This is a genomic window from Bradyrhizobium sp. Cp5.3, from assembly GCF_000426265.1.
In the GTDB taxonomy this organism is placed as follows: domain Bacteria; phylum Pseudomonadota; class Alphaproteobacteria; order Rhizobiales; family Xanthobacteraceae; genus Bradyrhizobium; species Bradyrhizobium neotropicale.
The window spans coordinates 1-12,085 of record NZ_AUFA01000080.1; the positions used below are offsets into that span (position 1 = coordinate 1).

The following is a 12,085-nucleotide window of genomic DNA, read 5'->3' on the forward strand; positions in this document are numbered from 1 at the left end:
GTACACGCGGCTGGCGGACGGCGACCGGACCGATACCGGTCATCACCTCGCGTTCCGGCAGGTGACCGTGGCGCACGACGCGCTGGTGGCCGTCCGCAGTCTTCAAATCGGCATGCTTGCCGAGAAAGTCCGCGACCTCGGCCTCGACCGCCTGGGCCAACAGAGCACGCGCCCCATTGCGCAAGATTTCGGTGAGTTGATCGTCGACGTTTCCTGGCTGAATCAGCTTGATGATGTTATCTTTGGACACGGCATATCGCTCCTTCGGTGGAGAAGTGGAGGCGTCAAGCACCCCCACGATATGCCGCCTTCCCGATTCCCGCCGTCACCAAGTTTCAGCGATAGCTCCCAAGGCCGACACGCCGGGCCTTTATTGAGACGGTCTCTCTGCCTGAGCCACCGCGGCGTCCAAGTTGGCATTCACTGATGCCGGCAGCTCGTTGGTTCCATCCTCAGCATCAACAGCAGCGACTTCATTAGACCGGCGGGACTGATTTTCCTGATTAGTTGAGGTCCACGCCGCTTGAAAATCGCGATATGTCTGCGGCAGAATACTTTCTTCAGGATCGATGCCATGACGAGAAAGCAGCGGAAGCTCGATGCCTTCATCTTTCATAAAGGATTCAAGGAAATTGCGGAGGTGGAGGCATTCGACTTCCCCCTCCCTGGTAACTGCGCGCTCGTGCTTTCGAACTTCACGTCGTGCCAAGCTGCGTTCCGCATCGATCGCAATTATCGGATACGGCCGATCATGGATGACTCCCTTGAGTGGGTGCCTCCCGTGGTATGAGAACTTCGCAGGGAACACTTCCGAATGAGCAGCCTCTGCAAGCAACCAGGCGAGCTCGATGGACAAAGAACAGCGATCCGGCGCGGCATTCTTTGCAGCTCGAAATCCGCTATCGATTTGCTGACCGAGAAAGTCGAAATTGTTCGGAGATGAGTCGGCTTGCAACTCGAACTCCTCATCAATCTGGTCGGATGAACTTGTTTGCTCTGGATCTTTCCCGGCTATCTCAACTGTGACGTTGGGAGCAGGAAAAGCGGCGATCCACCCTGCGCCCTTGACGTCCATATGCTTGCCATCCTGGTCAAGGATCTTTCCGTAATCATCCAGCGCGCCCAAAAAAGCAACTATGCACGCAGACAAATGCTCATAGCTCTGAACTCTGCAGCAAAAAAGAATCTCATCTCCGATGGTTTTCCAGACCTGCGGACCGTTCGTGGCATAGCATTCATAGTCATCGCTTGATCTGAGTGCCCGAGCATAACGACTATCAATGAATATCGGAAACTCGCGATAAAAGTGGCGAAACTTCGTAACCCATTCTTGGTACGGCTCGGGATTTTTGTTGGCGTCAGCCAAGCGAGCTTTGAAGGCTGTCGACCCGACCAGATCGACAGAAAGAAAGAGGCGCAGCCGGTAGTTAGGACATGCCACTAATGGACCAAACCCAACGTTTTTGCGCGGATTTCAGCGGCTGGCAAACTTACGCCGAAGCGCGAAGCGACCATCGGCAAACTTGCGCTACAGTTCGAATAAGCTGACAAAAATTTGGCCGCGGGCATCAGAAATGCGGCAGCAAACCAATTCGCTTCCCATTCAGCGCGCTGCTGAATGGAATCGTTTTCATTAACCCAACGAGTAGCCTTCATCCCCCCTCCAGGATGCTGCTGAGAGACGAGGGGAAAATGGAGGAACAGATGTCCTAGCTCGTGAGCAATCGTAAATCGATCGCGTCCAGCCGACGTGATGCTCGCGACGAAAATGGTAAACCTGTTGGGGCCCTCGACCGAGATCGACTCTGGAAGCCGTCCTTCGCTCACAACCGGCGTGCGATACTCAATGCGCCCGCCAAGGCGCGCGACGAGCGGCTCAAGGGGATCGCCGGGACCAAAACCAAGACGGTCCGCCACCTGCTCGGCAAACGCATGCACGATCGCTTTTGACGCGTTTAGGGGGATAGGCGGAAAATAGCTTATCACGGCCCTGCATCCTGTGATTCGGCGAACATATATGGAACGCATTAGCAGAATCAACTCATCCGTTGAGGAAAATCTCAAAAATTCAAGGCGATGTTTGCTGGCCGACTCGACCGGAAAGGTTGCTATTTGGGCCGGCGGTCCTTGCCCTGTCGACGCGTCAGCGGAGCTGACTGTCTCGCGCGCGGGACTTGGCGATCGTCCCTCCGCCGCCTGTCGGCGCTGGAGACCGTTCTGACGCTTAACCTCCCATCGGCTCGCGCGGACACGCTGCTCTCCGTTGTTTCTGACCTCATGGATTTCACAAAGCCTCGATAGGCTCGACGATGCTGCCGCGAGCTCGCTGGCTTTCGGCTCATCGGTCAGGGCGTTCCCCGCCGGCGCCAAGAGCAGGCGCACAGGTACCTGCTCGACGTCTTCTGCGCTGCAGCATCGTTCACTGCCTCATTGTTCCAGAAAAACCTGCGTAATGGCACTAACGCTTACATGGATCGGATCAAAAGAGCATACGAAAACAAGTCCTTCGACTCGTTGAAGGACTTGCAAAGAACGGTACGAAAGTGGAATGCTGCATACATTCAGGAGAGCACTACGGATTGAACGCCAAAGACGCCCAACGAAGCACTTGCCGATTACAAGACCTAAAGCAGTTTGAAAGGTAAAATCATACACGAGGTGGTTAGAATGGAACCCGACATTGGTGAGCCCGTCAGACGACATGAGGTGGTCCCCTTGAAGGAGCCCGTGATCAGTCCAGAACCGCCTGACCTTCCGGTAGTCCCGACCAAGGTACCCGAAAAGGAGCCGACATGAGCTTTACTGTCGGTGAACTTGTCGGCCATCGATATTGGATTGTCTCTTGGGAAGGGAATCTGTTTGGGCCGCATAGCTGGCGCCATTGGCACCCTCAAGAGCCCATGTCCGGCGGCAACGTGAATCATAGCGGCCACGCCGGCGTGTACGCCCTGAAGACCAGGGACTTGGTCGAGCGCTTCGTTGGGAATGGATCGCTGCGGAGAGAGCTTGCAAGCACTTGGCGGTCCCCTCATCTCCTTCCACCAACCGGCCAGCAAGGCCCAGTTGCTCTTGCAATTGGCTCAGTGTTGCTGTGGGGCACAATCTGGGAGCATGAGTCAGGTTTCCGGGCTCAGTTCGGGCGCGTGCGGACAATTGATGAATTGCTCATGGGCGAAGAGTTTGAACAGCGTCAAACGGAAGGCGTGCTACTCGAACGGTTACGAAAGAAATACGGTTGCGCTTCCAAGCAAGAGATGGATTGCTGCTGAGCATCTTGGACGAGTTCAACCCCTCGACAGGCAGTTTTGGTAATCGCAATCGGTTGAGAAGCTTTGCTAAGTGAAGGTCTTCTGTGCATCCTGCTGCACCGTCGCGACGATCAGGGCGGTCCGTTGCTCGGACCGCCACGAAGCGGCCGCGAGACCAGGGACTTTCTGTGCAACGCTTACGCCGATATTTCCAGCGGCCGTCGAGGCCAAGCGCCAATATGCAGGCTCCCGCTGATCACCGCAGACGCGGGAGCTCGTACCGGTTACGCTTGAGCGGAGAGCGCCGCGACTGAACTACACAAGGTGGCCGACGCCGACTTTGTGACTACCCACAAAATTCTCCTTCGACTATGGCGCCCAGCGGTGAGGGACGACAGTCCGCGCCAGATGACTGTATTGCCGGGGGCAGTCGCTCGCGCGCGAGATAACCGAGCCAGGCGATCTTGATCAGATAGTGCGAGAGCGTTTTCTGGCTTGCTTTTGGTTTGTCATTGACGAGGCGATCGAGCACGCCGATTTCAGTCGCAGTCAACGCGAGGGTTGGCAGCGCGTCTGGGGCGGATCGGTTGAGCATCGTCATTCAGAAGACTCGCCAATTCATGATACAAAAGAGCGAGATCAGATTGGTCAGACGCTGGGCGGTCCTGAAGCGCCACCAACCCGCCACCGTGAAAGAACATGCCGCGTTTCCAGCAGAACCGTCTCGAAGCCTGCTCTTTTTAGCCCCGCATGCAGCCATTGCGACAGCGGCCCAGCCTCAAGCCCGATCCGCTTCACTGCAAAGCCAAGCGTCTCGAAAAATTCAACCAAGGCGTGGGGTTCGCTAGCGACCTTCGCATCCTTCAGGATTTTACCTTGGGCATCCGCAACGCCTACGCTCGACAGTTCCAATGACACGTCAATTCCGGCATCGTTCTCCACGGCCGTTCTCCGTCTCCAGATGCTTGGGGCCGCCTCAAGTCGTGCCTCCGTTTCATCATCTACAGCCACCATCACCCCTTGCTCGGAGCAGGGCCCATTACGGCATCCAGAAGAAGTTACATTAACCTTACTGTGATCTTCGCCTTGCCTCCGTTGTTCGGGTAAAATGCATCGTATACCCACGGCAGTCCGATCACGGCATCGTTCACGTACAGGAACAGCTCGCCGCTGCGCTCAGCCTTGAAGGTCGCCTTGTACGCTTGCGGCGTCGTATTCGGCAGCGGGACCGGATCAAGGAAATACTCGTCTACGCCGGTGTTGCCGACCCGCGCGATGATGCGGTACCAGGGCCTGAACAAGATGCGGCGAAGGAAAATCGCGCCGCGAAACTTCCACCGGTCAGCAAGCTCTACGGTAGAGGTCCGGAAGCCCGCTGGCGTCGTCGGCCGCTCATCGTCAGTCCAGGGCTCGGTGACGGTGATCCTGACCTCATAGGAGCGCCCCGAAAAGACCTTCAGGCCTGTCGGCGCGCAGATTGCCGACGTCGCAAAGTCAGCGCCGTCCTGGTCGATACCCTTGTTGACGGGAATAAGCTTGTCTTCCGCCGTGCCCTTGCAAAACGCTCCCATGGAGTCCGCTGCGTTGAAAAGGAGATGGCTCGCGAGCGTCGCGCCGACCCAGACCATCGCCACCGCAAAGAATAGCGGTAGCACGTGCCGCTTCACGGCGCGGATGACGAACTGGTAGAGCACGTGGGTTCTGAACGTGTAGATGGCGTTGTGAAGCAGGCCGGAGAGCGCCACTGGCGCCGCCCGGTCACGCCAAAGCAGACGCATCCGGTCGTTGATTTTGCCGCTAAGGCTGCTTCCAAGAACCATCAGGATGATCATGGCGACAATACCGCCTCCAAACCATTCAGGGTTCGCGGCGTACCAGTCAGTCCACCAATGAAGCGATTTTGGCAGGAAGGACTCGATGAACCGCACGAATTCGGAGACCATCCGGATCGGTGACTCGAACTCATGCTCCTTGATGCGGTCGTGAAATAGCCAGAACGACGCGAGATGCAGCGAGGCCGCCAACGTCGCGAAATACGCTACCCGACGCATCCAGACGAAATTCCAGAGCTTTTCCTGCGCCGCAAACCGGGTGGTCGCGCCCGCTGGCGTCTCGAAGGTCGTCGTCCCCAGCGGCGTGAGCTTGCCGTTACGGGAGACCACGAGGTACTCCGGCGGCAAGCCGATCGGAGCATAAGCGTTGCACCCGCTGTCGATGCGGTCGAACACGCTTTCGTGGATTTTCGGCAGCTTCACGCTGACACCGACATACGGGTCATTGCACAGGTCGGAGACCTTCCGTGGACCAAAGCGGTAGTAGGAGCCGAGACCGGAACGCGAGTCATAGAGGCGTCCGTCCTTGTCCTGCGATGAATTGATCCATTTGACGGAGTCGGGCTCTGCGAAGGGAGCCTCTTTGAAGACGAGGCCGTGCTTGATCGATTCGTCGACAAGCCAAGAGAGCGGCACGAACGACACAGCGTCGTCGGGATAACCACCGCCGACGTTGGCGTGCATACCGACGAACCAGACCTGGACCAGACGTTCGCCGTCGATGGTGGTCGGGACGGGCGGCTTGGATTCCCCTTCCTCGGTCCAGAGAACGGGATGGAAGGTCGTCCGCTCATCATCGAGCGCAAGCGCATGCCTTGCGCATTTGACGCGTTGGCTGAGGACCCGGTTCGGAAGCTCAAGGGGCCAGACCCAGTTGCTGATGCCGCGCGTCATCTCATCCATGGGCAGGCCGTAAGCGGCGACCGTATCCCACACGCCGATGAACTCTATGGATGGGATCTCCTTGCGGACGATCTTGGCGTAGGGCTTGTTGTCCTGCAGCAGGTCCAGCATCGGCACCAGGATATAGTCACGCAGGGCGCGGAACAGCACCTCGATCCGCCAGATCGAGTGGTAGCCCTTTGCCCGATAGGCCCTGTAAGCCTTGACCGCGCCGTCGTGCAGCTCTCCTTCGGTGTCCGCGACGACGAGGCCCTGCTCGAGGATGAGCCCGCTGAGGACGCGCACGGTGAATGCGCCACGGCTGAAGCCGAAGAGGTAGATCTTTGAGTGGTTCTGGTGATCGTAGTTGCGGCAGATGAACTTGTAGGTGTCGAGGATATTGCGCTTAAGGCCGTATCCGAATGCGCCGCCCAGCACGGCAAGCGGCACGAAGGACGAGGTGCCCACGCCGTCGTCGTATTTCGCGGCCTGCGTGTTGCCTTGCAGGTCCAGGGCCTGGAACATCCGCCAGACGTTTGTACGCCAGACGCTTGAGGCGGCATTACCGGTGCCGTCCGACAGGATGATGATCTTGGGGCTGGCCACGCGAACACCCTCCCTAAAGAAAATGAGTTCACTGAGTGTAGCGGTTGCCAAGAAAGATCTCAACCTGAGATAGTCAGTCGGCCAAGGCCTGAATTGTCGCGTCGATCTTGGCGCGGGCGGACTCGGCTTGGCGGCGAATCCGTTGCATCAAAAAGGCTTCAATGTCTTCTGATCGCGCAGATCATTTGATCGCGCAGATCATTCGGAGATGGCGGCGGAGCCACAGGTACAAATTGGGCCCGGATCGGTCGTTGGCCGCGGCTGCCAAAAACTCGTTGTGGCAGGTACTGCAAGAACCGGCCATGCGTTGAATGTGGTGAACGCGGCGGAAACCGGTGTGCCGGTACACACAAGTCGTCGAGGCATGCCTACCACGCACCTCACTCAGAATCTCGGGCTCAAAGCGCTGCCGAAGCCGTTTGATATTCCGCAAGATGCGTTGGCTATCTTAGGTTTGTCTCGCGCCATTAATCTCGTGCCCACTTGATACTTTTACCATCCAAAGTTCAGCGCCCTTTTCGAAGTGGCCGTCGAGTTGAACCGACGGCGACTTAAGCACCGACGTTGCTAACATCTCCAAGAATGGCTTCGCTCAGCTACCTGAGGAGCGCGAACAAATAACCTACTAAGTCTGGTAGCGTCGATGGGTCCAGCAGAGCTGGTCCCGGTTGTCTGAACAGAATCCCCGCGTCGATAAGTGGAGCCTCCGCCGGGATTAGGCTGCCGTGCAGAGCGGCAGCGAGGTGAAGTAGGCTTGATCCGGTGTGCCGCCGTCAAGGCTCGAGTGTGGACGTCGGCCATTGTAAAAGTCGAGGGTGAACGTCGCGCCCGGTGAACTGCGAGCCCTGGTCGGTGTTGAAGATCTCGGGCTTGCCGTGGCTCGCCAAGGCTTCCAGTGTCGCGACGCAGAATGCCACCTCCATGGTGACCGATAGCCGCCACGACAGAACCCGGCGGGTGGCCCAGTCCAGCACCACGGCCAAATAGACGAAGCCCCGCGCCATCGGGAATGGAGTAAGAAGCGCTTAAGCGCTTCTTACTCCATTCAAGATCACGGGATGGGGCTGGTACTATCTGTCGACCGTGCTTGATGACTTCTCACGCTACATCGTGGCCTGGCGGCTTGGTCCAACGATGGCTTCCGCCGACGTCACGGCCACACTCGACTAGGCACCCGTGGCCTCTGGCATCACGAATCCCTTCGTCCGAGCCAATGTCTCCGCGACACTGCCTACTAGATCACGTAGTGTAAAATGCTAGCCGATTGTGGCAACCGATAAGCCAGTTTAAAGAAGCTGGCCGGAGCATAGAAATGTCTGGCGCTGAAAATGGCAATCCGCTGATAGGATTTGCCGCCGACATCAGACCACTGTTTACGCAGACGGACATCAACCACATGACGTGGTTCTGCGATCTTTCCAAGTACGGCGACGTCAAGACAAATGCCGATCGGATTTTTCGCAGACTGAAGGCGCAGGGCGGGCCGGTGATGCCGCCGCCTCCAGCGAGGGGCGGGGACGGCCCGTGGTCGGCGGAGAAGATTGCACTGTTCCAGAGTTGGATCGACGGCGGCTGTCAGCCGTGAGCTGGGCGGTGCGCCGGTTTTCTCGAGGAGCTTTCATGCAGAAGCTGAGATCGATCTTTTTCGCCACCTGTTTATTTTTATGCGAATCATTGGCGGTGCTCGCTCAACAGCCTCCGGTCGGTTACTTCGATATTCCGCCAGGCTTCGATTTTCCTGCAAACAAGCAGACACTCGAGCAATATCGGACATCGGCAAACGTGCCCGCGCAGCGTCTCCACGTCTGGAACGTGTTTGCGGGCGTGACCCAGACGACGCCGGATGGGAAGTACCCGGTCTTCGAAACATGGTTCTCGGAAGATGAGGTCTTTAAGGTCGGGCCGGAGCCGCAGGCGATCGGGCCGCGCCGCATCGTGCGGCGCTTCAAGCAACCCGCCCAGTTGTCAGCGATACCTGGTGAACTCGGGCCGCAAGCTGCGGGGACTGCTCTACTGTCGGAGGTGCTCTACAACTTCACGGGCTACAAGCATGTGCGCACAAATCGGCTCTATCTCACGGTGGAGCTCGATGCGCTACGGGGAAACGGTGCGCCGGATTCGGTCGTTCCCGGCAATCGCGTAATTCCGGCCTTTCCGTCTGAAGCGATTTCGCTGAAGACGGTGTGGTGGCCGATTGCCCGGGACCAGGTCACTGCATTGCCCGTCTGGGATCCTGAGAGCAATCCGCCCCGTCCCACTGGTAACCCGTTCACGAGTTGGGCGCGCGTCGTTGCGGTCGACCCAAACCAGACCAACGTTCCTCCGAACGCGACCCAGACGGTATTCTTTCTTGGCAAGCAGTTCACCAATTCGCATTTGGTCGGCATTGACGCGTTCCATGCGATCAAGCTCGACGCACAGACGGCCCAGAACGCGATGGCGAACGAACGCCTGACTCGGGCCGCGGAGCTTGCGCTTGGCCGACCGTTGCAGGAAGGCGACTATGTGGTTCTAGTAGCTACCCATCTGACCACCAAAGAGATCGACGATTGGGTTTGGGCGACGTTCTGGTGGCACGATCGGCCCGATCGTGGCCCTTTCGCTGCCGACCGGCCCGCCAAGGTTGGTGGAGTCTGGCGCAATTTCCTCATGAGCGCGACCTACGACTTGGACCTGCCGCGCGAGTCAGACGGAAAGCCGCATATCGCCTTCAATCCGTGGCTCGAGGCCGGTTTTCCCGATGGAGGATCGGGCAATGGCACGGTGAGCAACTGTATGAACTGCCACAACCGGTCCGCTTGGAGGCCCGACTGGCAGGGCCAAGGGGGACGAGTGTTCCTTCCAATCTTCCGGGGGAAGCCCGATCTTCAGAACGATCCCGCGTACGCCTCCGGACGATTGCGAACGGACTTCCTTTGGTCGATACCATTCAGCTCGCAGTGATCGTCGGCCAATGGCGCGCTCGCCATCTTCCCGTGCTGCGACGGCATTGAGCAAGGCCAAGAGGATGGCTCGGTCGCTGGATGGCGTCTGCGGGGTTGACTACGGGTTCGCCTTTAAGGACGGCATGCGTACCGACCGGCTGTCGGTTCGATTTCATATGAACCGGAAACAGCGTCTGTCACGTCTGCCCGTCGACCAGAGACTGCCGAACAAGATCGATGGCATCGACCTTGATGTCCTGGAGATCGGCTACAGCCCTCACGCCGGAACTCCGCGCGCGTCCCAGCGGCTCGTCCAGCCGGGTCTCAGTGTGGGCAATCTCAAGCAGCGGAGCACGGGTACACTGGGAGCCATAGTTCGCGACCTCACGACGCAAGAACGCTATCTCTTGAGCAACTGGCACGTACTTTGCGGCGGGCCCGAAGCATCGGTCGGGGATCCAATTAGCCAGCCAGGGCCGATGGACTTAGGCAGCAGCCCCCCTAATGAGGTGGCGAGGTTGGAACGGTGGCTCCGCCTGTCGGAGCAGTTGGATGCTGCCCTCGGACGGCTCACCGACGACAAGGATCTGAGCGAGCAATTGTTCGGCACCACGGTCGTGCCGACAGCCACGGTCGCGCCCGCTTTAGGAATGTCGGCGATCAAGAGCGGTGCAGTATCCGGCGTCTCGCAGGCGCTGATTGATGGCGTAGCCGGTACCTATAGGATCGACTACACCGGCTTCGGAGATGGGCCAGAGTGGATGCAGGGATTCCGATTGGTACCCGATAAGGCGGCGCCGGCGGCTGCCCTGAGCTTGGAAGGCGACTCCGGCTCGTTGTGGGTGGAACGCTCAACAAGCAGAGCGGTAGGTTTGCACTTTGCAGGCGAAGACGACGTGAGCCCCTTGAACGACTATGCGCTTGCGCATGCGATCGATGACGTGTTCATACGGTTGAATGTCGGGCTGATTGCGCCGTGACTCCGTCCTAGGATTTAAAGCGCGCGGAGGAAATCAACTTTCGAGCTAACGATAAATGGGTATTCCGAGCAGCCGAGAGAGCTTCTGTCGCCAGATCGCGCGCGGCCGCGCTACTCGAAGCAGCTAGACACTTGCCACGCTCATTTAAGCAAAGGCTTTTGAGCCTATGCTGGAGCCGACGCAGACGAAGTCGATCTTTAGGAAACGGCATTGACATGAGTGGCGCACAATGAGCAGCAGGCAGCTTGAAGATGAGTACGACCGCGAGGAAGCTGAGGCGATTGCCGCGGCACTTGACCTCACGCCGGATGAGCTAAATGAAATCGAGTACGTGATACACGAGATCGCCAACGACGACGGACTGGTTTACGGATACGGCGTAGAGATCAAAGAAGGAGCACCGCAGCACATCCTCGACAAGCTTGCGCGACTGCCCAGGAGGGGCAACTTAGTGCTGATCCATTTGCGCGGATACGCCTACGACCCAGATCAAGAGCAAATGGAAGTGGAAATGACGAAAACTGTCGTTTACAAAGTGAAGCTCTACAACGTTGCTACGGATGAAGTGGTTATTTCTCGACGCATGGCCACCCACGAGGGGGCGGCCAAGATGGGAGGATGGACGGTTGAAGGCACGGGCGTTGTAGTTGACCTAACCGATCTAGAGCCCGGAGAGGAATGGACGGCTCGCGACTTCGATCCTGCCGGATATGAGGGCGCTCACGACTGAACGTGGCGCTGCGCATTCGCCACCTACGGGTGCCCACCGTACCTCCCCGCTGCAGCGCTGACCTCAAACAGGTCTTCGCCAACTCGAACACCTCATGATGTAAGCTGCAGAGCCTCGTTACGAGGAGACGGGCCAGGGGCTTCAGGTCAATCACAGCGCGCATAGATGTTGATGCGCACGAGATTGCGGCGGTGACGACATGGGCGTTATTAGGATCCCCGATGGCGCATATCCGAAGACCAACGCGGAGCCTTGCTCGTCATCGAGATGGGCTTCTCGGCTCTAACGCTATAGCTACCGCTCGCCAAAAACTCGTCCAACAGGTGAAGTTTGATCGTTGCGGCCTCCCGCTCTCCCTGTGAAGCAAGCCAGAGAATGCGCTCCGCGATCTCCAGTGCAGAGCGCTGCTTCTGCCCAATGAACCTGGAGCTAGCAAGTACCTCATCAAGGACGTTGCGGAGCATCTGCACCGTAGCGTTGTCGTAGGCCATCTGCGAATATCCATCTCGACAAATCACTAAACAAATGCGCTGTTACTCACGGGGATGTCCCGGGTTCTGTTGAATTTCTGAAGAGGTCGGCGTTGCCCACCTTGAGCCGGTAGGCTCGGGGTGCTGATTCCACAAAGGAGAGCAACGCCATGACGAGAGATATCACACCGGCTGGTTCGCCGGCGACTGGGGCTGTGGACGAAGCGTTTGCAGAAGTGCGGGCGAGCTTTGATCGGTTCTGCCTTGCGGCGGGGATCGAGGCGCTCGGCACGATGATGGAGGCGGATGTCACGGCGGCCTGCGGGCCGCGCCACGGTCGCGATGCGGCGCGGCGGGCGCACCGTTGGGGCCGAACGCGGGGACGGATCGGCTTCCACGGCGGCAAGATCGAG

General features: G+C 58.4%; 10 protein-coding genes and 5 pseudogenes. 7 read left to right on the forward strand and 8 right to left on the reverse strand.

Annotation, left to right across the window (positions count from 1 at the left end):
* The 3 genes and pseudogenes from K289_RS0139105 to K289_RS51980 form a co-directional block, all read right to left on the reverse strand.
* A pseudogene (locus K289_RS0139105) lies at positions 1 to 298 on the reverse strand (IS256 family transposase); the annotation flags it as partial.
* A 72-nt stretch (positions 299 to 370) separates the two neighbouring features.
* Positions 371 to 1,366, reverse strand: a complete 996-nt coding sequence (locus K289_RS0139110; RefSeq protein WP_156918433.1) for a hypothetical protein — start codon at positions 1,364 to 1,366, stop codon at positions 371 to 373.
* Between the two features lie 74 nt (positions 1,367 to 1,440).
* Positions 1,441 to 1,986, reverse strand: coding sequence for an ImmA/IrrE family metallo-endopeptidase (locus tag K289_RS51980; protein WP_198024874.1), 546 nt, complete (start codon positions 1,984 to 1,986; stop codon positions 1,441 to 1,443).
* A gap of 806 nt (positions 1,987 to 2,792) precedes the next feature.
* Between K289_RS51980 and K289_RS0139120 the strand changes: the two genes are divergently transcribed.
* Positions 2,793 to 3,269 carry a hypothetical protein gene (locus tag K289_RS0139120; protein WP_156918434.1) on the forward strand — a complete coding sequence of 159 codons (477 nt, stop codon included), beginning with the start codon at positions 2,793 to 2,795 and terminating at the stop codon, positions 3,267 to 3,269.
* 325 nt (positions 3,270 to 3,594) lie between these two features.
* Here K289_RS0139120 and K289_RS49780 read toward each other — a convergent pair whose 3' ends face one another.
* The 4 genes and pseudogenes from K289_RS49780 to K289_RS46940 all read right to left on the reverse strand — a co-directional run.
* Positions 3,595 to 3,849 carry a hypothetical protein gene (locus K289_RS49780; protein ID WP_156918435.1) on the reverse strand — a complete coding sequence of 85 codons (255 nt, stop codon included), beginning with the start codon at positions 3,847 to 3,849 and terminating at the stop codon, positions 3,595 to 3,597.
* 95 nt (positions 3,850 to 3,944) lie between these two features.
* Positions 3,945 to 4,190, reverse strand: a pseudogene (locus K289_RS0139125) (IS110 family transposase); the annotation flags it as partial.
* Between the two features lie 116 nt (positions 4,191 to 4,306).
* The gene (locus K289_RS0139130) at positions 4,307 to 6,568 is read right to left on the reverse strand and encodes a DUF2235 domain-containing protein (RefSeq protein WP_027556332.1); all 2,262 of its coding nucleotides are present in this window, start codon (positions 6,566 to 6,568) and stop codon (positions 4,307 to 4,309) included.
* 715 nt (positions 6,569 to 7,283) lie between these two features.
* Positions 7,284 to 7,587 (reverse strand): annotated as a pseudogene (locus K289_RS46940) (DDE-type integrase/transposase/recombinase); the annotation flags it as partial.
* A 19-nt stretch (positions 7,588 to 7,606) separates the two neighbouring features.
* Here K289_RS46940 and K289_RS49785 point away from each other — a divergent pair.
* From K289_RS49785 to K289_RS0139155, 5 genes and pseudogenes are all read left to right on the forward strand, one after another.
* Positions 7,607 to 7,735: pseudogene (locus K289_RS49785) on the forward strand (DDE-type integrase/transposase/recombinase); the annotation flags it as partial.
* A 145-nt stretch (positions 7,736 to 7,880) separates the two neighbouring features.
* Positions 7,881 to 8,153, forward strand: coding sequence for a hypothetical protein (locus K289_RS46945; RefSeq protein WP_035687686.1), 273 nt, complete (start codon positions 7,881 to 7,883; stop codon positions 8,151 to 8,153).
* Positions 8,154 to 8,188: 35 nt separating this feature from the next.
* Entirely contained in the window at positions 8,189 to 9,511 is a 1,323-nt protein-coding gene (locus K289_RS0139145) for a hypothetical protein (RefSeq protein WP_027556334.1), read from the forward strand.
* A gap of 46 nt (positions 9,512 to 9,557) precedes the next feature.
* Complete coding sequence (locus K289_RS0139150) at positions 9,558 to 10,472, forward strand: hypothetical protein (protein ID WP_027556335.1); 915 nt, start codon at positions 9,558 to 9,560, stop codon at positions 10,470 to 10,472.
* 229 nt (positions 10,473 to 10,701) lie between these two features.
* Positions 10,702 to 11,202 carry a hypothetical protein gene (locus K289_RS0139155; protein WP_027556336.1) on the forward strand — a complete coding sequence of 167 codons (501 nt, stop codon included), beginning with the start codon at positions 10,702 to 10,704 and terminating at the stop codon, positions 11,200 to 11,202.
* Positions 11,203 to 11,411: 209 nt separating this feature from the next.
* Here the strand turns inward: K289_RS0139155 and K289_RS0139160 are convergent, their stop codons facing one another.
* Positions 11,412 to 11,693, reverse strand: a complete 282-nt coding sequence (locus K289_RS0139160) for a hypothetical protein (RefSeq protein ID WP_027556337.1) — start codon at positions 11,691 to 11,693, stop codon at positions 11,412 to 11,414.
* 149 nt (positions 11,694 to 11,842) lie between these two features.
* On the opposite strand from K289_RS0139160, the pseudogene K289_RS0139165 reads away from it, so the two are divergent.
* Positions 11,843 to 12,085 (forward strand): annotated as a pseudogene (locus K289_RS0139165) (IS256 family transposase); the annotation flags it as partial.

What these genes read in the sequence shown, in the direction of transcription:
- K289_RS0139145 (WP_027556334.1), top strand. Translation starts at nt 8,189, where the DNA reads ATGCAGAAGCTGAGATCGATCTTTTTCGCCACCTGTTTATTTTTATGC.
- K289_RS0139155 (WP_027556336.1), top strand. Translation starts at nt 10,702, where the DNA reads ATGAGCAGCAGGCAGCTTGAAGATGAGTACGACCGCGAGGAAGCTGAG.
- K289_RS46945 (WP_035687686.1), top strand. Translation starts at nt 7,881, where the DNA reads ATGTCTGGCGCTGAAAATGGCAATCCGCTGATAGGATTTGCCGCCGAC.
- K289_RS49780 (WP_156918435.1), bottom strand. Translation starts at nt 3,849, where the DNA reads ATGACGATGCTCAACCGATCCGCCCCAGACGCGCTGCCAACCCTCGCG.
- K289_RS0139120 (WP_156918434.1), top strand. Translation starts at nt 2,793, where the DNA reads ATGAGCTTTACTGTCGGTGAACTTGTCGGCCATCGATATTGGATTGTC.
- K289_RS0139160 (WP_027556337.1), bottom strand. Translation starts at nt 11,693, where the DNA reads ATGGCCTACGACAACGCTACGGTGCAGATGCTCCGCAACGTCCTTGAT.